Source organism: Taklimakanibacter deserti, assembly GCA_003574785.1.
Genome location: QORU01000007.1, coordinates 147,030 through 166,064, shown reverse-complemented (window position 1 = coordinate 166,064; position 19,035 = coordinate 147,030). Strand labels below are relative to the sequence as shown.

The window sequence follows — 19,035 nt, the reverse complement described above, 5'->3', positions numbered from 1 at the left end:
AGCTTTGAGGCGGCTGCAAAAGAAGCGAAGGTATGGCTGCCGTATCGAGGGCCGCTGGCCTAGGTCATTTACGCCTTGGAGATAAGCGACCTTTCAATGCGCGGTCAGCTTCAAGCTCTCGCGCGTCGAGCCCGACTTCCATAATGGCCTCACCGCGATTGTAAGCCTCAAGCGCCGAAAGGACTTCAGCGTCAGTGAGGGTATCGCCATAGCTGCCGATAATACCCATCAGTTCAATAGGTGCGCCCAAGCGCTCCAGAGCCGCCGACAAGGCGCCCTCAGCGTTGCGCGTGCCAGCAAGGCGCAGCATAGCCGGCGGCGCTTTCAGGGCCTCCAAGGCATTCGCAATTTCGGCTTCGATCCTTACGTGAATATCCGTATTTGCCATGCGCCCCTTATAGCCCATGTCCGGCCCGAAGCTGTCATCAGCCAACAGCTAGACCCTGGGCGTTGACTGACGTTGCTAGGATTTTGGCATCGGCGTGCGCAGTAGGAGGTATCCGTGGGTTGCCATGCGCAATTCAGAAAACTGCGAACCGGCAAAGCAGTGATGGCGGTCCCTGCCGGCTCGACTGGTACGCGCCGCCCAATGGTGCCAGCGGCTTTCGAAGACAGAGCGACTTGCTTGCCACCCCACGTCACCGTGAAGGTGTTCGAACCTGGATGCTCGCGAGGTCGAGGTCGACTGGGCCATGAAAACTCGCCTCTCGCCCAAACGCAAATAGTCACGCGCCGGCGCGCTGCCTTTGGAACCGCGCGGGTCTCCCTACGTTAAGGGCGCATGGAAACGATCACCAAAGGCGAGGTTCTGACCGTCATCAGGGAGGCCGGGGTTGCGGCGGGCTCGAGGATTCGAACAGACGATGTTAAGGTCGCTGTCGAGGGCCATCTCGACCTGGGCACTCTCACCCGCCGTCTGAACGATCTGGTCGCGAAGCGTGCCCGGAAGGATCAGATGCTGAGAGAACAGGCGCGATGATTGTCGTCAAGCGCCAGCAAATTTAGACCGCTTCGATCCTCCGGCTCATGCCCAAATATCTCTCCGACCATGAAGTCTACGACCCCGTCACCAGGACAGAGCGGAAGGTCCAGCTTCTGATCGAATGCTCCGACAAGGTCATCACGTATCTGCCTGAGGAGGTTCTGGCGCACGTTGCCGCTGCCCTGCCCGAAAGGGGCTTCAGCCTGACCGTCAAGTTGCTCGAGCCCGATCAGAGTCCGACCGGCCGAAAGAGAAAGAGATGACGACCAACGCCAATCGAACCAACGGCCTAACTAGGCGTTGATCGCTTATGCGTGCTGCCTTCCTCATCACCGGCATTCTCGCCGTTACCGTCTTGGCGAATCCTTCTTGCGCAGCGCCACGAAGCGACGCGCGGTGCTGGGAACCGGCCCAACGCGCTGAGGGTGGCCATCGGGAGGGGTTCGCGTACCGGGATGCATTTGATGCGTGCGTGTCTGGCGGCACGATTCAGGAGCGCTGGGTTGTTGTGATCGAGGAAGTGGCCGGCCCGTGGATTGCCATCGAACCTGCTTCCGGCCGCCCCGCAACCTTTCAGACGCAAGCGCGTTAGCCGCACGTCGACCTGCCCCCACTCCCCGCAGTCCCCCTGGTAGGTCGTCACCTGACCCGCCCGCGGTGCACCATCCGGGCGGGTTCATCTTTGGATGAGTCGCGAAAGCGCAGGGCCGCCTACGCCCGCCGAAACAGGAACTTCCCGAATCCGCCGACGTTCTGCCCTCTTAGACCCCTCTGCACCAGGGACGGCGCATGAGGCTTTGCCATGAGAAATGCGCTGACTCCGGACGAACTGGACATGGTCGCTAAAGTGACCAACGAAGCCTGCGACACGCTTCAATGCGACGCAGCTATGCGGCCGATAATCGCCGCCCGCGTCCTCGGCTTTGCAAATCGAGGCGAGCGCCGATACGACGCCCTTCTGGCGATAGCGCTCGATAAGACGACCCGATAATGGCCAATCAGGATCTGCGAACGCGCATCGAGGCAGAGATCAGCATGGCGCTACAGGGACTGGGTATACCGCCGACAACGCCCAGCCTCGTCGGCACGCATGGCGCGCTACTGGCTGTAATCGATCGTCATGGCGCCCCCACCGCGCTCCGGGCGATCATCGGAAGCCGCGGCGATACACTGACTGAGGCCGAGGTCTTGAAAGCACTCGAGATTTATAATCTGGGCGAAGGGATCACGAAGGTCGACGAAGGCACGCGCGAGCCGTGAGGCGCACGAAAGACTCGGGGACACTGGTTCCGGCGCTCTCGCGAGCGCCGCCTTACGTTGGGGGCAAACGCTGGCAGGCTTTTTCTTTTGGCAGCGCGGGCGCGGCAGGACACGGCAAGGCGTTACCGCACGAGCAACACCGGCACGCTTCCGTCAGCCAGGACCTCCGATGTTTGACTCCCCATTAATAGCTTCGTGACGCCGCGACGCCCATGAGAGGCCATAACGATCAAGTCGCAACCTCTGGACTTTGCTGTCTCGATAATCGCAGTGGCTGGGTGCGCATTCGGAACATGCAACAGCTCTACAGATATCCCGATTTGCTCCGCCATGGCACGAACGTTATCCAGTATCTCGCCCGCACGTTCCTTGGCGGCTGCGTCAAAGTTATCGATCAATTCCTGCCTAGGGGTATATCCTGAAAAACCTCCCGCAAGGTTGGCCGGCATAGGTTCGGTCACGGTGACCACCGTTGCTTTGGCATTCAGGGCCTTTGCCAAAGCAACCCCATGCTCGACGCCTTTTTTCGCGACATCCGATCCATCCGTGCTCAAGAGAATATTGGCATACATTTGGGTGCTCCCTAGCTCGTCGACGGTGGGCAAATTACGGATTTTGCCCTCATTGCTCAAACAAAAACCCGCCAGCGCGGCCGAGCGGGGCACTCGATGGACGGCGATGATTTGGGCTTGCCACGCGCCAAATCCTCCTTACCTCGATTCGACCCGCGGGACACAAAACCTCGATGCAGCATAGATGCCCATTTCCCGCTGTCATGTCAGTGCAAGGACGGCGATTTCGAAACCTTGGCTACGCTAGTGGCCCCCGACCAGATCGGCCGTTCTAGGGCCGATTGCAGAATCTGGCCTCCGGGTGTCTGCTTTCTGCTTTCTACAGGAGTCGACCGACCATGCCGCCAGCAAACGACAACAGGTCTGAGTTGGTCGCCGCGCTGTATGAAGTTCACGCCGGTATCTGCGAGCAGAACGCACGTGTGAGGCGACAGAAGCGGCGCGGGCTATGACGGAGGTGAGGCGCCTTCAATCCGGCCGAAATAGCGCTCTTCTCGAAGGTCGTGGACGAAGCCTGTCTGAAACTTGGCTGTGATGATGCCGAGAGAGCAACGATAGCTGCGCGAATCCTGTCGTTTGCCGCCAAAGGCACGCGACTATGAAACCTTATTGGCCGTTGCGACCTTTCAGAGGGATGCGTTCCCGCATTGGTGACTCATTCGAGCGAAACGACGAACCGCCGGCCCACCGGTCACTTCGGCACTGGTTGCGTCTGCTCCTTATTCTCTTCTTGATTAGCGTGGCGTTTGGCTTCGTTCTCGGAGCCTGAGAGCATGAAAGCCCCGGGAGATATCCAAGGGCTTTCATGGGCGCCATCTCCTACTGGACGGGGGTCTTGGTAGGCGGCGCCGCAATCAATGAAGCCCAAAATGAGCCGTGGGACATAGAACCAGCCTGCTACTGTTTTGTCGCCAGATCCAAGGGTTAGACTTTCATTTCGATCGCGGGCAGGCCGTCGAGTTCGTCGAGCAATCTTTCCATTTCGGCGACATGCCGATCATACTCTGCTTCCCGTGCGATCAATGCGGCCTCCAGTAGCTGGGTGCTTTCTCCCGCCGCTCGCAAGGCCCTAATTGCAAGAATTTCGGTCACCCTGAGACGTTCACACTCATCCGCTGCCTTACGGGCGTGTGTGACCAGCTCTATTAGCTGCCTTCTGTCCATGATACAGAAAACGCTCCGGACCCCACGTCAGTTCTAGGTCATTTTGGGGCCATGTCGGGGCAAACTTGCTCTGCCAATCTGTAGTGGGTTCAAGTTTTGGAAATAGCTTCACTGTTGGATGGCGCGATTTGCATATTGAACTGATCGGAACACAGGATGCCTCGCCGGATCATCACCGTTAACGACACAATGCAGCGCCGCTATCGCTACGCACTGACCGCATCGGTAGGTCGCAATTTCGACCCGGAGTTTCAGCCCGACCTGACGCCCAAGCAGATGCTTGCACTGGGAGTGTTCTGCGGTAAGTACCTGACCGATTGTCGGGACGAATTTCCCGCGGCTTGGTTCGCACGGGCAAAACTTTCGCCTTCGCGCCGCGACTGCTCGCTCAATTATTTCGGCGTGGACGCGAGCCAATCGTTGTCAGCGTGGCGCCAGAAGGGATGGATACATCCCGATGATCCACGCGGCTGGTTCCAGTGGTATTGCCGCTATTACATGGGCCGACGCATGCCCGAAGAGGACAGTCGGCAGATCAGGCGATGGAAGGCGATGAGGCGGCATGTCGCTCAGATAAAGAGGAATTGCGATCCTGGCGACCGCATGTGTCGCCGGCGCCAGCGCCAAGCGCTCTTGCATTGGGCTTACGACAGCCGAAATCTGTGAGAGCGCGGTTGCGGGGCCGCTCGGTTTCCTTTGTCAACGGGCCGAGTTGAAGCCGCAGTTGCGATGTACAAATTTCGGGCTCTGCGACAAAGCCCATTGACATCGTGGGCCAAACGGTAGCATTGGGAAATATCAGGATCGGAACTGCGCCCGGAACAAAAAGCTCCCGGGCTTTTTCATGCTCTGACCGCCATTTGCGATTTGCGAGATTTGCATCCGGCTAGCGTTTCGCCGGCAGGCGAAGCATGCGATGGTCAGGCTTTGTCGTCCGGTTCAATGTCGGGATCTGCTTGTAGCGGCTATCATGCGACCAACCGGCCGTTCTTAGATTCGCCGTATTACGTTCAGTAAAATGACCGAATGTCGGACAAGGCTTTGATGATCAGTTTGTCAGTATCCTTGGATCAGGCCGAGGTGGAGGCCCTGGAGGTATTGCGCCTAAGAAAAGGGCTGCGCGACCAAGCGGATACGATTAGGGAGCTTATCCGCTGCGGACTGCGGGAAGAAGCTTTCGAAGCCTTTGACATTGTTGGCCCTCGATAAAATGAGCGGCTGAACCGCCGTCGGGCGGCGAAGGTCGGCACGGCGATACTTCAGTCGTCCAGAATCCGGTCGGCGACGAGCGCCCCGCCGGCGACCGGGAGGTGCCGACGGGGCTCGGCAGCGCGTTTGGGGGCGACCTATATGCGCCGCCGAGTCATATTTTACCTTGCGTAGACCCCGGGCGGAAGCGCGCCAGCGCAGCCGCCCGGGTCTATCGTATAGAGAGCTTCAGCGCGTCCCTGCGCAGCTTTCTCCTCCTCTCGCCCTTTCCATCCCGCCCTGGCTCTTCCGCGCCTTTTCTGGGCGCGCCGTGCCCACCATCGCAACATTGAGGAACATCATGGTCACCTATCGTTTCCGCGGCCAGCATTCGGCCGTGCCCGCCATCCTGACTGAAAAAGGCCATCGCACCAGCGATCCCCCGAAGCGGGGCAGGCAGCCGCGATCCGAACGCGCGGAGCCTTCGGCGGAGGATCCGCATACAGTCCCGTCGCCTCTCTTCATCGCTTCCGTACCGCCTGTCCGCCCGCCTGATCTCGCCTCCGTCCCATCGAGCCTTTTCCCTTCGCGCCAGGGCGGCATCACCGTCTTGCGCCACAAGATCATGGATTCGGGCGTCATCGACGCCCTGATCGATTTTGTCGAAGGCCGGCGCGATCTCTCGCCGGAGCAGGTGGCGACCGGCATTGCGCTCGCCAGGAAGATCGTGCCCGATCTTGCCACCGCTGCCTCGCCGGCTGAAAACGACGAGTCTGCCGAAAACGCGTCCCCCGAATTCGAGATCCACGTCGTTGATCCGAAAGCTTGATGTCCCGCGCGCTTTCCTGCCGCTGCTGACATCCAGACGCTACAAAGGCGCCTATGGCGGCAGGGGCGGCGCCAAGTCGCATTTCTTCGCCGGCCAGCTCGTTCTGCTGTGCGCCAGGGTCAAGACCCGCGCCGTGTGTATTCGCGAGGTGCAGAATTCCATCAAGGAATCCGTGCGCCAGTTGGTCGTCGACAAGATCGCTTATTATGGGTTGGGCGCCCGCTTCACCATTCTCGAATCCGAGATCCGCGGCAAGAACGGCTCGCTCGTCATCTTCAAGGGCATGCAATCCTACAATGCTGAAAACATCAAGTCGCTCGAGGACTATGACATAGCCTGGGTGGAGGAGGCGCAGAGCCTGTCCAACAAATCGCTCAGGCTCCTCAGGCCCACGATCCGCAAGCAGGGTTCGGAAATCTGGTTCTCCTGGAATCCGCGGCACGAGACCGACGCCGTCGACAAGTTTTTCAGGGGAGGGAAGCCCCGCGATGATGCCGTCATCGTCGCCGTCAACTGGAACGACAATCCCTGGTTTCCTGATGTCTTGCGCCAAGAGAAGGAAAGTGATTATGCCGCCGATCCTGAGATGGCGGCGCATGTCTGGGGCGGCGGCTACGAGCATGTCAGCGAGGCGAGCTATTATGGCCGTCTCATCGCCCAGGCCGAGAAGGACGCCCAAATTGGCCATTTCCCGCATGATCCGGCGCGGCCGGTCAAGACGGCCTGGGATATCGGCATCGACGATTACACCTCGATTTGGTTCTTCCAGGATGACGGCCTGTGGGCGACGGCAATCGACTATTACGAGACGAGCGGTCTCGGCGCCGAGGACATCGTCAGGGAAGCCTTGCCCGAGCTCGATCCGGACCTGGCCGAGGGTTTCCGGCAGCGCCGCGAGATCGGGCGCGAAGCGCCATTTCGCTATGGCGAGCACTTTCTGCCCCATGATGTGAGGAACCGCGAATGGGGGGCAGGCGGGCGAACCCGCGCGCTGACGCTCATGCGGCTCGGCGTGAAGCCCATCCACATTGGTGCGGCACTTGGGCCGGTCGAGCGCATAAACGCTGCGCGCGCTCTATTGCCCAGGATGCGCTTCAATCGGACCACGCGGGTGATGCTGGGGGTCTCGCGGCTGCGCCGCTATAGCCGCAGGTTCAACGAGCGCATGCAGACTTTCGGCGTCCCGCTCCATGACGAAAACAGCCACGGCGCCGATGCCTTCGGCGAGTTCGCCGTGAATTGCGGACTGGTGGTTCCGAAGACCGTCGAGAAGCCGAAGCCATGGCCTGGGGGCACGGTGTTTCTGCCCGGCGCCCCCGAGCCCTCCGCCAGCAAGAGGATGGTCATCTGATGGCCGCGTACGAAGCCGGCGGCGACACCGTATCGGCGGAAGATCGCAACGCCGCATATTGGTTGGACTGCATCGGCGATGCCCAGAAGTTCTTCGCTTTCTGGAACGAGAAATCCGATTCGATCGACAAGCTCTATGCCGACCTCAAGAAGATGGCAGCCACCGGTGTCGATCGTGAATACAAGATGTTCTGGGCCAATATGGAGGTGTTGAAGCCGGCGATCTATTCCAGGTCCCCGGTGCCGGTCGTGGTGCCGCGTTGGGCGGATCAAAAAGAACTGCCCCGCAAGGCCTCCGAGATGCTCGAGCGCGCGCTCATCCTCAATTTCGAGGAGATCGGTCTTGACACCATTATGCTGCAGGTCCGCGACGATCTGGCGACGGTGGGCCGCGGCATCGCCTGGGTCAGGCTTGAAGAGGCGGCCGGCGGCGACCGCAATGTCATCGACCACCTGGATCGGGCTGATTTCCTGCATGAGCCCGCCCGCAAATGGGCGGAAGTCGGCTGGGTGGCGAAGCGCGCCTGGCTGACGCGTGAGCAGGTCCGTGCGCGTTTCGGCGACGAGATTGCCCAGAGCATCAAGCTGAAGACACCGAACTATGCCAAAGGCGAGGTGCGGATTCCCGACTACAAGGGCGAGAGCAAGGCGGAGGTCTGGGAAATCTGGTCCAAGACGCGGGGCGTCGTCGTCTGGGTATCGCCCGGTGTCGAGGAGGTCCTGGACGCCAGGGACCCTTACCTGAAGCTCGACAGGTTCTTTCCGTGCCCGAAGCCCGCTTATGCCACGCTGGAGCGGCGCTCGCTCGTTCCGGTGCCTGACTTCTGTTACTATCGCGATCAGCTCGAGGAGATCAATGAGCTTACGGCGCGCATCTCGTCCCTGGCCGAGGCGCTGAAGCTCAAGGGCTTTTATCCGGGCGGCGCCGGCGATCTGGCCGAGGCTATCGAGGCGGCGCTCAAGGATACGAGCAACAATGCCCGCCTCATCCCGGTTGCCAATTACCAGAATCTGGGCGGCGCTTCGCTCAGGGACAGCGTCGTCTGGCTGCCGATCGTCGAGGTGGCGAACACCATCACCTCGCTTGTGGCGCTCCGCCGGCAGTTGATCGATGATGTTTATCAGATCAGCGGTATTTCCGACATCATGCGCGGCGCCACCGATCCGGAAGAGACGCTGGGCGCCCAGCGGCTCAAGAGCCAATACGGCTCGATCCGCATTCGCGACCGGCAAAGCGAGCTGGTGCGTTTCGCGCGCGACCTGACACGCATCTCGGCCGAGATCATGGCGGAGAATTATACGCCCCGGCAATTCGCCGATATGGCGCAAATGGATCTGCCGACCGAGGCCGACATTGCCGGGCAGGTGAAGGCTTTGGGCCGGCAGGCGCTGGAATACCTGGAATCCCCCGAAGGCCGGGAGTTGCAGCAGAACGTGCAAGCGCTGGCAAAGACTAAGAGTCAGATGGACGGGCAGATCCAACAACTCCAGGCCACGGTCACCATGGAAAAGATCGTCGGCCTCCTGCGTGAACAGCGCATCCGGCCTTTTGTGCTGGAGATCGAAACCGATTCGACGATCCAGCCGGACGAGAATGCCGAGAAGGCGAGCCGAACCGAGTTTTTGGGCGCGCTCAGCGGCGCCATGCAGCAATTGGTGCCCCTGGTGGCGCAACAGCCGGCGACGGCGCCATTTGCGGCCGAGACGCTCAAATTCGCCGTGGCGCCCTTCCGCGCCGGCCGCGCCCTCGCCGGCGCGATCGAACAATACGCCGAGACGGTGAAGAGAGAGGCGCAGCAGGCGCAACAAAGTCCGCAGTCGAGCGCTGAGCAGATCAAGGCGCAACAGGAAGACAAGAAGCTTGCTTTCGACAAGCAGAAGCACGACGACGAAATGGCCGTGCGCCGGCAGGAGATCGCGCATCGGCAGCGGCTCGAGGCGCGTCAGTCCCGCGCCGAAGCTGACCAGGAGCATATCTCACCGGTGAGCGGGAGTGGCGAGGCGGGAACAGTACTTCCGTCGGCCTATTCGCAGCAGGAGATGCTGGAACAACTGGCAGCCGGCCAATTGCAGATAGCGCAAGCCATCGAGCAGCTTGCCGGCGCCATCGCCGCGCCGAAGTCCGTCACGACGCCCGACGGCCGAACCTACACCACGGCTCCAGCGAGGATGAATTGATATGACGCTTCAATATTCGACCACGGTCCGCAATGCCAAGCTCGACGCCGTCGAAACGGCAATCGGCACTTCTGCCGTCCTGAAAATCAGGACCGGGGCCGCGCCGGGCAACTGCGCCGCAGCGGATTCGGGAACGGTACTTGCCACCGCTAACCTGCCGTCCGACTGGATGGCGGCTGCTTCGGGCGGCAGCAAGGCGAAGTCGGGCACATGGGAAGACCTTTCTGCTGACAATAACGGCACCGCCGCTCATTTCCGGCTCTATGCATCTGACGGAACGACCTGCCACGCGCAAGGCACCGTTACCCTGACGGGCGGCGGCGGCGACCTGACGGTGGACTCGACATCGTTCACTGCCGGCCAGGCCTTCACCGTCACGAGCTTCACACTCACTGCGGGCAATCCCTGATGGCTGACAATGTCACCATCCCCGCAACTGGATCGGGCACGGCAACTCCGATCGTCGCGACCGATGACGTCTCGGGTATTCACTATCAGCGCGTCAAGCTTGACGGTGGCGGTGATGGCGCCAGCACCCCGATCCTGGCCGGCGCTCAGGCATCTGCCTCCGCCCTGGCCGTTGTTGGACCGAATGACGAATTCGTCACCGTAACCACGGCCTTTAACCGGCCTGCCGACACCACGGCCTATGCCGTCAACGATACGGTCTCGGATTCCACCTCGGCGCCAACCACCTTCACGATCTCCAATGCTGCCAAGGCCTCTGGCGGATCGGGCCTCATCACCGATATCGTCGTGGTGTCGAACAATGACCCGGCCACGCCGCTTCAAGGTGAAATATTCATCTTCGACAGCTCCGTCACATCGCCGAACGATAATGCCGCTTTCGCTTTATCGGATGCGGACATGGCCAAGCTTGTCGGCGTTGTCCCAATTGCCCTTGAGGACGTTGGGAACAACGATGTTGACCATATTCAAGGGCTGAATATGGGATTCACCTGTGTCGGCTCAGCCAATCTTCGCTTTTTGGTTCGGGCAAAGAACGCCTACACGCCGGCCAGCGGAGAGGCCTTCACCTTCCGCTTCAAGATCCAGCGGTTGACGTGATGGTGACGGCATTGGACCGACGTCGCCATAGACTGGCGACAAGGTATAGATCGGTTCCAAAAGTGCTGATTGGCGGCAGTGCCGTGAATGCTACTGATCTTTCGTCGTACTCCTTCACCAACCTGGTGGTGCCCTATGGGCCTGATCGGCAAAGAGTCATTTACGCGTACGTCTTCAATCGGGTGACCGGCACCACAGTCGCGAACGCCCTGCCGAACTCTGTCATGATAGGAGGCGTCACAACCACTTTGCTGGAGCAGGTCACGTTCACCGAGAACAACACCATTGCCTTATCTCTCTATGCTGCTCTTGTGCCGGCGGGTGAGACGGTAATCGTGGCGACCACCTATCCAGCGACGCAGACTCGTGGCGGGGCTGTCATCGCCGCCACGATTGCACCCAGGATTACGCCCCGCTTCTCGGGAACGCTGTCAGCCAGCGGCACCGCCCCTATATCGGGCGATGTCATCATTCCCCGGACCGGTTTTGTAGGAGTCCTGGCTCAGGACGACACAGCGGCTAATCCGCTCACATTTACCGGAGCTGGATCGGCAGAGGTTGTTGATTCACTTGTCGAGGCGGGCACACAGATGGGCGCTGCAACACTGGCATCATCTGGAGTTTTGGGAGTATCATCCGCCAACGACGGTGGAATGATTGCCGCTTGGCTGGGATGGTAGGTCGAGGATGCGTAAGCGTTCCCGGTGATAGCTGAGCCGCTCCGGATCAAGTCTGCATTGGTCTCTATGATGCGCGATCTCGGCCATTACCTTGTTTGCGAGGTCATCACGTTCTGTAGCTATCATACGGAGGATAGTTGCGGCGTTCATAGGCGTCGACCACTAGACCTCCTCCTCGCAGTTGTCTGCGATCCACTTCGCTAGGTCCTCCAATTCCGCGGCAAAAGCTTCTATGGCCTGATTTGCGGGAAGAGCTTCGATGTTAGCCGGCATGGCATCTTCTCTCCGAATGGGTTGCCGGAGCGTAGCACCAAAGACGAGATAGCCGCAAATGCTCCTACTCCTCTTTGCCGGCGCCACGGCAAGCGCTTCAGTCGGCTCGCTTTCGGTTACAGAAGCAAACGACACGTCTTCGGCGACGGCGACGCTCCTGATTAAGGGCGCCGCGAGCCCAACGGAAGCCGGGGACACGCTTTCCAGCGCCGCAGCCTTGCTTATCAAGGGCACGTTCGCTGCCTCTGAGGCGAGTGATACGCCGGCTTCGGCCGGCGTCCTGCCGATCACCGGGACGCTGTCGCTCACCGAAGCTGGTGATACGCTGTCAGCTCAGGGAGCGGGCCAGCCGCTCACCACCGGCTCGCTCGACCTCGCCGAGGCAGATGATGGCCTGAGCGCCGCAGCTGCGCTTTCCATCACCGGCACGATCAGCGTCGCCGAGGCTGGCGACACGCTTGCAGCCACGGCGGCGGTCGCCGATGCGCCGGCCCCGCTTGTCTTCGCTCATGTAGGCGGCGATGACCCGCGCCTGATCCGCGAGCGGCGGCAACGCGAATGGCGGGAAGAGCTGCGCCGGATCATCGACAGGTCATTTCTGGTTGCTTCCGGCATCATCGACCCGGTCACAACTCAGCCGATCCCGTCGCCGGACTATTCGGCGGTCATCGACGGATTGCTCGCTCAGGCGCTGCTTGTCGATCGCGAGCGCCGGGAAGCCTTCATTGCCGAGCGGGAGCGGCTTCAGGAGGAGGAAGCCTTTGCTATTCTGCTGCTCGCGGCTTGAACGCTGACACGCGTTTCTCGGCAGGGCCACGAACGCCTTAACACAGGAGAATAGACACGATGCATTACGCCAATGTGATGGCCGCTCTTGAAGCGCCGTTCCGGACCTCGTGACAATGGTTGTTGTTCTTCGCATCTCCCACGGGGCGGCGCCGGCACGCCGCGCGCGATCGTCCTATGCTTGTCCCTCTGTCATGTCCGACACCATGGCGCCCGTGCGGTCGATGCTGGACGGCAGGCTTTATGACAGCAAGTCTGCGCTGAGAGCGACCTATCGCGCGGCAGGCATGATGGAGGTCGGCAACGACCCCGCAATGTTGAGACCGCGGCCCAGGACGAAACCCGATCGGCGGGCGATCAAGGCGGCAATAGCCCGGGCCTTCTCGCGAGCCGGCCTTCGGGGCTGACCATGTAAAGTTCCTGTTTGGGAACTCGGAACCGCCCTCTGCGTTGAGTACGGGCGGAGCTGAGAAAGGAAAACGAATGTCCACCATCCTGATTATCATCCTGATTTTGCTGCTGATCGGCGCCCTGCCGAATTGGGGTTATAGCCGTGGTTGGGGCTATTATCCGAGCGGCGGCATTGGCCTGATCCTGATTATTCTCCTCATTCTTGTTCTGATGGGCCGTGTCAATTTCTAGCGGGAGATGCGTGGAGTCCGAGACCTCGAGTGCCTGGCCCTCACACAAGGCCCGCCAATCGCATCGCGTCTGGCGGGCCGAGTGAACATTTCCCACACAAGGTAGGTATCTGTCGAACGGTGACGAAGGCGCGTTGGTTCCGATATTTGCGCGCTTCTATCGCCTACGCAGGAAGGCAAGCAAAAGACTCTCGGCTTGCGTGCATAAGGGGAGGGCCGTTCCGGCTCTCATCCCGGTTAGGTTGCCTTCTTCATACTGCGCGATGACCGGCGAATGGATGTAGCTCTTGCGGACGACGGCCGGCGTATTGCACAGGACGGCACTGATGTCGCGACAGGTCTTGGCGAGTATCCGCCGACGTGCCGTCGCCGTTTCCGCTGGATTCGTTTGGAGATCGACGATGGCGAGTGATGAAGCCCGCAAGGTCCGGAAATCCTTGGCCGATATGTCGCATTTGGCGATCCGGGCCAGATAGCTGTTGAGGTCGTTGGCGGTCATGTTGCGATGGGACTGGCCCGATTTGAGCTTGAAGAGGCGACTGCCCCGGATCCCACGTGCTTCCCTGACATTCCGGGCGACCTTGGCGTCGGTCAGGCTGGTCACGATCCGGCGCTTGCCCTTTCCGGGGAAATCGAGCTCCACGGTGTCCTGCTCCACCTGTACATGCTTGCACAGGAGGGTCGCTGCGCCGCGGCCGCTCTCCTCGCCGGCATATTCCTCGTGGCCGGCACGCAGGCACAACCGGTCCACGAGGCGGGCGGCGGTGGCCAGGACCCTTCTGTTGCCGGAATGATCGAGATCGCGCGCGATCGTCCGCCTTATGCGAGGCAATGCCCTGATCAAGCGTCGCAGCCTTAGAGCCTTTTCGGCGCTGCGCACGGCCTCCCATTCCTGGTGGTAGATATATTGCCGGCGTCCGGCCTCGTCTCGTCCCACGGCCTGGATGTGGCTGCGCGGGTCGGCGCTGATGCGCACGTCTCGCCAGGCCGGCGGTATCACCAGCTTCTCGATCCTCCTGGCGTCCTGCTCGGAGACGGGTCGCGTCTTGCCGTTGACCACTCTGCGCGCACGCCCGCCGGGCGAGCGCAGGATCGGGAAGCTCTCGACCTCTGCCTTGCGCAACTTGCGTCGCTCGATGGCTCCATCATGCGGCATGCGCCACAAACGCACTGACCCGGTCGCCGGTTCCGTCGGAGCGTCGGGTTCGACCCTCTTGCGCCCCGGCTGGGCTGTCGCCGTGGAGCCTCGGCCTCGCAAGGGCGTCGGGCGCGATTTATCTAGGCTCGTGCTGATCAGAGAAGGTAAGTCAGATTTTCGCGGTTGTAGTAAAAGTAAAACAGAATAGTGTCGGCGGAACGTTATTCCGAATCGCGTTTGCCTGGCTGGCCCTGCTTCTGGCGACGCGCTTGCGCCGCCCTTGAGGGAAATGCCGTAGAGATAGGAACCATCCGTGGCTGCGAGGGTTGTTTTGCGAAGTCAAGAAGATGGTTCAGTACAGTGAAGATTGCGCAAGTTGCGCCCCTTATTGAAAGCGTGCCCCCGAAGCTCTATGGCGGGACCGAGCGTATCGCTTCGTTCCTGACTGAAGAGCTTGTCAGGCAAGGTCATGAAGTGACCCTGTTTGCCTCGGGCGATTCGCAGACGGCTGCGGAACTCGTCCCGGGCAGTAAAGCGGCTCTGCGCTTGAGTAGTAACCGCCGCGATCCCGTGCTGCATCATCTCCTGATGCTCGAGAAACTGCGCGACCGCTGCCGCGATTTCGACGTTATCCACTTTCACCTTGATCTTCTCCAATTTCCCTTTTTGCGTGCTCTGGGTTGCCCGTCGGTGACCACGCTTCATGGCCGGCTCGACAGTCCTGGGATTCTTTCCTTCTACCGTGAGTTCAGCGAAGCCCAGCTTGTCACCATTTCGCGGTCTCAGCGCCGTATGCTGCCCGATGAGGTGCAGGCGTCTATGATCTATCATGGTCTGCCCCCTCGGATGCTGGGATGCGGTACGGGGGAGGGCGGCTACCTGGCCTTTCTCGGCCGGATTTCACCGGAGAAAAATCCCATCGATGCCATCGAAATAGCTGCTGCCACTGGCCTGCCTTTGCGGATTGCGGCCAAGATCGACAGGGTCGATGTCGATTACTGGCGCGAGGTCGTTAAGCCCATGGTGCGTCGCAATCGCAATGTCGAATATGTGGGGGAGGTCACTGAAAGGCAGAAGGCGGAGTTCTTGGGTAATGCGCGAGCGTTGTTGTTTCCGATCGACTGGCCCGAACCGTTTGGCCTGGTTATGATCGAGTCTATGGCCTGCGGGACACCGGTCATCGCCTATCCCCTCGGCTCGGTTCCCGAGATCATCGAGGAGGGCCTGTCGGGCACAATCGTCGGCAACCGCCAGGCGGCCATCGCCGCGGTGAAGAAGACCCACGAATTCGATCGCGGCATAGTGCGGCGATGCTTCGATCGGCGCTTTACCGTGGAGCGCATGGCCGGCGATTATGTCCGGCTCTATGAGAAGCTTCTGCAGGCGCGACCTGATAATCGACATATTTATGGTCCACCCCTCGCGCCGGTTCCATCGGTGGACCTCCAGCCCGTTGGCGCGTTGTAATTGACCGAGGCCGGGATGCTGCAAGACCGCACCGACCCGCATGAGGCGGGCGAAGAGCAGTTCCAGATTAGCGCTTTTTTTTCGCTTCAGGAGCGGCGTCCGCGCATCCTCAAACAGGACGAAGCCTTCGCGGTTCTGGATCCCAAAGGGGATTTTCTGTCGGGTTATGGCAGTTCCGATGGTCTCTATTACCAGGACACGCGCTATCTTTCTCACTACGAGCTTCTGATCTCGGGGGTGAGGCCGATACTGTTGTCGTCAAGCCTGACCGACGATAACACCATGGTCTTCTCCGATCTTGCCAATCCCGATGTCTTCGCCGGTCAGCAGCTCGTGTTGCGACATGATTCCATGCACATCCACCGGTCGAAGTTCCTGAATGCTGGCCGATGTCATGAACGCCTTATCATCCGCAACTATACCGATGCCTCTGTGACCCTGTCGCTCGAATTCCGCTTCCGTTCGGATTTTGCCGATATCTTCGAGGTGCGCGGTTTGGAGCGTGCTCGGCGCGGCGCCATCTTCGATCCCAAACTGGATAAGGAGGCCGTCAGACTTCAATATGAGGGGCTCGACCGGCGCACCCTCGCGACCGACATTGTCTTCGACCCGTCGCCGCAGCGGCTGGACGGAACCAGGGCTATCTACAATATTGCCTGCGCTTCTCAGGAGCATCGGATCATCTTCGTGACGATTTCCTGCACGGGTCCCCCGGGCCGCGCGCCGCGCGAAGACTATTTACGGTCCCTGGTTGCTTTGCGGCGGGAGAAACGCGCCCGCAAGCCCGATGCCGCTGAGGTCCATAGCTCCAACGATATTTTCAATGAAGCGCTGAGGCGCGCGCAGGCCGATATTGGCATGCTGACATCCCGCACGTCTCGGGGACCTTATGTCTATGCCGGCATACCCTGGTTCAGTACGGTTTTCGGGCGTGACGCCCTGATCACTTCTCTGCTGACTCTGTGGAGCGACCCCAGCCTTGCGCGTGGCGTGCTGTCGTTTCTGGCCGCTCATCAGGCGACGGAAGAGAATGCCTTCAATGATGCGGAACCCGGCAAGATCTTGCACGAGACCCGTAACGGTGAAATGGCTGTCTTGGGCGAGGTGCCGTTTCGCCACTACTATGGCAGCATCGATTCTACCTTGCTGTTCGTCATGCTCGCCGGAGCCTATTGCGATCGCACCGGTGATGACGGTTTTGCCCGCGAAATCTGGCCGATCGTGGAAAGGGCCATGCGCTGGGCGACGACCTATGGCGATCTCGATGGTGATGGCTTCATCGAATACCGCCGCAAGGCCGAGAGCGGCCTTTTCAATCAGGGTTGGAAAGACAGTCATGATTCGATTTTTCATCGAGACGGACGGCTTGCCGAGCCGCCCATCGCCCTTTGCGAGGTTCAGGCCTATTATTACGCCGCTCTGCTGGCGGCCGCGAATCTGGCTGATCGGCTGGCTGAGCTTGAGACGGGGACAGCCCTTCGTGCTCAGGCGGATGAGCTGCGTCGCCATTTCAACGAAGCCTTCTGGTGCGATGAGCTCGGTACTTTCGCCATGGCTCTGGATGGCGAGAAGGCATGCTGCGCGGTAAGATCATCCAATGCCGGCCACGCCCTCTTCGCCGGCATCGCTGAGCCCGACCTGGCGGCGAAGACCGTGAAGACCCTTATGAGTGAAAGATCGATGTCGGGCTGGGGCATCCGGACCGTGGCGACGGATGAAGCTCGATACAATCCGATGTCCTATCATAATGGCTCGGTGTGGCCGCATGACAACGCGCTCATTGCATTGGGTTTTGCGCGCTATGGCTACAAGTCTTCTATCCTCCGCATTTTCGAAGGTCTCTTCAGTGCTGCGACCTATCTCGACCTTCGCCGGCTGCCTGAGCTCTTTTGTGGATTTCCCCGCCGGCCGGGTCGAGGTCCCACCTTCTATCCGGTGGCTTGTTCGCCGCAGGCCTGGGCCGCCGCCTCGTTGCTGAGCTTGCTGCAATCCTCCCTCGGCCTTGAATGTGATCCGCAGACGGGCGAAATCCGTCTCGAGCGTCCGGAACTTCCGAAGTTTCTCGATGAGATCACGCTGCGGCGCGTCCATGCCGGCGAGGCGAAGCTCGACTTCACTCTGCGCCGGGCAGGCCGCGAGATCGCGGCGCATGCCGTTCATCGCACTGGTTGCGCGCGGCTTGTTCTGAAGAGCTAGCGAGCGCAAAAAAAGTTGGCTCTTGGCATCTGGCCTATTGACATCGCGGGCCATTCAATGAGATTTGGGAAATATCAGGATCGAAGAACCTGTGACCGGGCTTGACCCGGTCATCCCGCCCGGGCTTGAACCATCAAGCGTCCGGGCTTTTTTGTGAGATGCGCAGCTCATTGCGGCTGCGGATCTGATCCCCCAGTCAGGCGAGAGAATACACATGATTGACGAAGCCGGAGCGGCCAGCGCCGCGACCGAAAGCATTTCGCTTGCGCAATCGGACAATGGCGATGGCGGGCGGACCGACGCTCCGCAGGCGTCCCGCGCAACTGTCGAGCGATCACGGGAGACCGCACGCGCGTCCGTCGATCGGGCCTTCGCGGCGCTCGAACAGCCACGTTCTGAGGAAGCCGACGCGCGGAATGAGGCAAAGCCTGTAAAGGCGGATGCACCCGGCAAGGACGAGCGCGCCGGCAACCCGGCAGAGGCTCCAGCCCGGTTTTCGACCGAAGCCAAGGCCGCCTGGGCCGACGTCCCCGAATCTGTCCGCACCGAGACCCATCGCGCGTTTCAGGAGCTGAACGATGGCATGAACCGCTATCAGGCAGCGTTCGAGCCGCTGAAGCCCTATCAGCAACTGGCCGAAAAGCACGGCACCACCATCCATGAGACGCTCGGCCGCTATGTCGCCCTGGATTTTGCGCTCCTTTCCAAGACGCCGGATGAGCGGATGAACGCCATCGCCAGCGTCCTGGAATATGCCGGCATCACGCCGCGCGACTATGCCGCCCAGGTCATGGCTCAGAAGCCGGAAGCGACACAGCCGCGCGACGACGAAGCCATTCGCGGCCTTCGCCAGGAGTTGACCGATCTGCGCAATGAGTTGGGTGGCATGTCGAAGTCGCTCGAGCAGCGCATGGATGATGAGATTTCGAGGCAGGTGAATGCGTTTGCCGCTGAGAACCCGCGGCTGAAAGAGCCCGAAGTGCAGCGCATGATGACGCGGCTTCTGAGTGGCGGCCTCGCGCAGGACCTCAAATCCGCCTTCGATATGGCCGTCCGGCTCAGTCCGGAGCCGGTCAATGACTCTCAACCGGCTGCCTCAAACGCGGCCAACCGCAAATCTGCCCCGGCTCAGACCCGGCTCGGCAATCTCTCGATCACGGGCGCTCCTGGCTCCGGCTCAAACCCGGCTAGGCGCAAGGCGCCGCAAACCGCCCGGGAAAGCGTCGATAGCGCTTTCGCCTCTCTCGGCCTCGGGTGAGTCAC

General features: G+C 60.7%; 21 protein-coding genes. 17 read left to right on the top strand and 4 right to left on the bottom strand.

Annotated elements, in window-relative coordinates; translation table 11 throughout:
• Nucleotides 1–64 precede the first annotated feature (64 nt).
• Complete coding sequence (locus DS839_RS16030; protein WP_162918576.1) at nucleotides 65–433, bottom strand: hypothetical protein; 369 nt, start codon at nucleotides 431–433, stop codon at nucleotides 65–67.
• A 348-nt stretch (nucleotides 434–781) separates the two neighbouring features.
• Between DS839_RS16030 and DS839_RS16025 the strand changes: the two genes are divergently transcribed.
• The 4 genes from DS839_RS16025 (at nucleotide 782) to DS839_RS16010 (ending at nucleotide 2,242) form a co-directional block, all read left to right on the top strand.
• Nucleotides 782–979, top strand: coding sequence for a hypothetical protein (locus tag DS839_RS16025; RefSeq protein ID WP_119271450.1), 198 nt, complete (start codon nucleotides 782–784; stop codon nucleotides 977–979).
• A gap of 47 nt (nucleotides 980–1,026) precedes the next feature.
• Complete coding sequence (locus DS839_RS16020; RefSeq protein ID WP_119271449.1) at nucleotides 1,027–1,245, top strand: hypothetical protein; 219 nt, start codon at nucleotides 1,027–1,029, stop codon at nucleotides 1,243–1,245.
• Nucleotides 1,246–1,784: 539 nt separating this feature from the next.
• Entirely contained in the window at nucleotides 1,785–1,973 is a 189-nt protein-coding gene (locus tag DS839_RS16015; protein WP_119271448.1) for a hypothetical protein, read from the top strand.
• On the top strand, nucleotides 1,973–2,242 hold the full coding sequence (locus tag DS839_RS16010; protein WP_119271447.1) for a hypothetical protein: 270 nt from the start codon (nucleotides 1,973–1,975) through the stop codon (nucleotides 2,240–2,242). Before DS839_RS16015 ends, DS839_RS16010 begins: the two co-directional genes overlap by 1 nt.
• A 122-nt stretch (nucleotides 2,243–2,364) precedes the next feature.
• Here the strand turns inward: DS839_RS16010 and DS839_RS16005 are convergent, their stop codons facing one another.
• A complete protein-coding gene (locus DS839_RS16005) occupies nucleotides 2,365–2,814 on the bottom strand; it encodes a universal stress protein (protein ID WP_119271446.1) in 450 nt (149 codons plus the stop codon).
• A 924-nt stretch (nucleotides 2,815–3,738) separates the two neighbouring features.
• The gene (locus tag DS839_RS16000) at nucleotides 3,739–3,978 is read right to left on the bottom strand and encodes a hypothetical protein (protein WP_119271445.1); all 240 of its coding nucleotides are present in this window, start codon (nucleotides 3,976–3,978) and stop codon (nucleotides 3,739–3,741) included.
• Nucleotides 3,979–4,134: 156 nt separating this feature from the next.
• Here DS839_RS16000 and DS839_RS15995 point away from each other — a divergent pair, with 156 nt between their 5' ends.
• The 10 genes from DS839_RS15995 (at nucleotide 4,135) to DS839_RS15945 (ending at nucleotide 12,972) form a co-directional block, all read left to right on the top strand.
• Complete coding sequence (locus DS839_RS15995) at nucleotides 4,135–4,644, top strand: hypothetical protein (RefSeq protein ID WP_119271444.1); 510 nt, start codon at nucleotides 4,135–4,137, stop codon at nucleotides 4,642–4,644.
• Nucleotides 4,645–5,004: 360 nt separating this feature from the next.
• Nucleotides 5,005–5,187: a ribbon-helix-helix protein, CopG family gene (locus DS839_RS15990; protein WP_119271443.1), complete on the top strand. Its 183-nt coding sequence runs from the start codon at nucleotides 5,005–5,007 to the stop codon at nucleotides 5,185–5,187.
• A gap of 340 nt (nucleotides 5,188–5,527) precedes the next feature.
• Complete coding sequence (locus tag DS839_RS36505) at nucleotides 5,528–5,995, top strand: hypothetical protein (RefSeq protein WP_162918575.1); 468 nt, start codon at nucleotides 5,528–5,530, stop codon at nucleotides 5,993–5,995.
• Nucleotides 5,979–7,346, top strand: a complete 1,368-nt coding sequence (locus DS839_RS15985) for a PBSX family phage terminase large subunit (protein ID WP_162918574.1) — start codon at nucleotides 5,979–5,981, stop codon at nucleotides 7,344–7,346. The genes DS839_RS36505 and DS839_RS15985 overlap by 17 nt, the downstream gene beginning before the upstream one ends.
• Nucleotides 7,346–9,523, top strand: coding sequence for a hypothetical protein (locus tag DS839_RS15980; RefSeq protein ID WP_119271441.1), 2,178 nt, complete (start codon nucleotides 7,346–7,348; stop codon nucleotides 9,521–9,523). Before DS839_RS15985 ends, DS839_RS15980 begins: the two co-directional genes overlap by 1 nt.
• Nucleotide 9,524: 1 nt before the next feature.
• Nucleotides 9,525–9,932 (top strand): hypothetical protein, encoded by a 408-nt coding sequence (locus DS839_RS15975; RefSeq protein ID WP_119271440.1) that lies wholly within the window; start codon nucleotides 9,525–9,527, stop codon nucleotides 9,930–9,932.
• Nucleotides 9,932–10,591: a hypothetical protein gene (locus tag DS839_RS15970; RefSeq protein ID WP_119271439.1), complete on the top strand. Its 660-nt coding sequence runs from the start codon at nucleotides 9,932–9,934 to the stop codon at nucleotides 10,589–10,591. Before DS839_RS15975 ends, DS839_RS15970 begins: the two co-directional genes overlap by 1 nt.
• 62 nt (nucleotides 10,592–10,653) lie before the next feature.
• Nucleotides 10,654–11,271: a hypothetical protein gene (locus tag DS839_RS15965; protein WP_119271438.1), complete on the top strand. Its 618-nt coding sequence runs from the start codon at nucleotides 10,654–10,656 to the stop codon at nucleotides 11,269–11,271.
• Between the two features lie 331 nt (nucleotides 11,272–11,602).
• A complete protein-coding gene (locus DS839_RS15955) occupies nucleotides 11,603–12,331 on the top strand; it encodes a hypothetical protein (RefSeq protein ID WP_162918573.1) in 729 nt (242 codons plus the stop codon).
• A 482-nt stretch (nucleotides 12,332–12,813) separates the two neighbouring features.
• Nucleotides 12,814–12,972 (top strand): DUF3309 family protein, encoded by a 159-nt coding sequence (locus DS839_RS15945; RefSeq protein ID WP_119271434.1) that lies wholly within the window; start codon nucleotides 12,814–12,816, stop codon nucleotides 12,970–12,972.
• Between the two features lie 156 nt (nucleotides 12,973–13,128).
• On the opposite strand, the gene DS839_RS15940 is transcribed toward DS839_RS15945, so the two are convergent.
• Nucleotides 13,129–14,127 carry a DNA topoisomerase IB-related protein gene (locus DS839_RS15940; RefSeq protein WP_119271433.1) on the bottom strand — a complete coding sequence of 333 codons (999 nt, stop codon included), beginning with the start codon at nucleotides 14,125–14,127 and terminating at the stop codon, nucleotides 13,129–13,131.
• Between the two features lie 342 nt (nucleotides 14,128–14,469).
• On the opposite strand from DS839_RS15940, the gene DS839_RS15935 reads away from it, so the two are divergent.
• The 3 genes from DS839_RS15935 to DS839_RS15925 all read left to right on the top strand — a co-directional run bounded on the left by DS839_RS15935 (nucleotide 14,470) and on the right by DS839_RS15925 (nucleotide 19,030).
• Nucleotides 14,470–15,576, top strand: a complete 1,107-nt coding sequence (locus DS839_RS15935; RefSeq protein ID WP_119271432.1) for a glycosyltransferase family 4 protein — start codon at nucleotides 14,470–14,472, stop codon at nucleotides 15,574–15,576.
• Nucleotides 15,577–15,591: 15 nt separating this feature from the next.
• Complete coding sequence (locus DS839_RS15930; protein ID WP_119271693.1) at nucleotides 15,592–17,772, top strand: amylo-alpha-1,6-glucosidase; 2,181 nt, start codon at nucleotides 15,592–15,594, stop codon at nucleotides 17,770–17,772.
• 214 nt (nucleotides 17,773–17,986) lie between these two features.
• On the top strand, nucleotides 17,987–19,030 hold the full coding sequence (locus tag DS839_RS15925) for a hypothetical protein (RefSeq protein WP_119271431.1): 1,044 nt from the start codon (nucleotides 17,987–17,989) through the stop codon (nucleotides 19,028–19,030).
• Nucleotides 19,031–19,035: the final 5 nt, after the last annotated feature.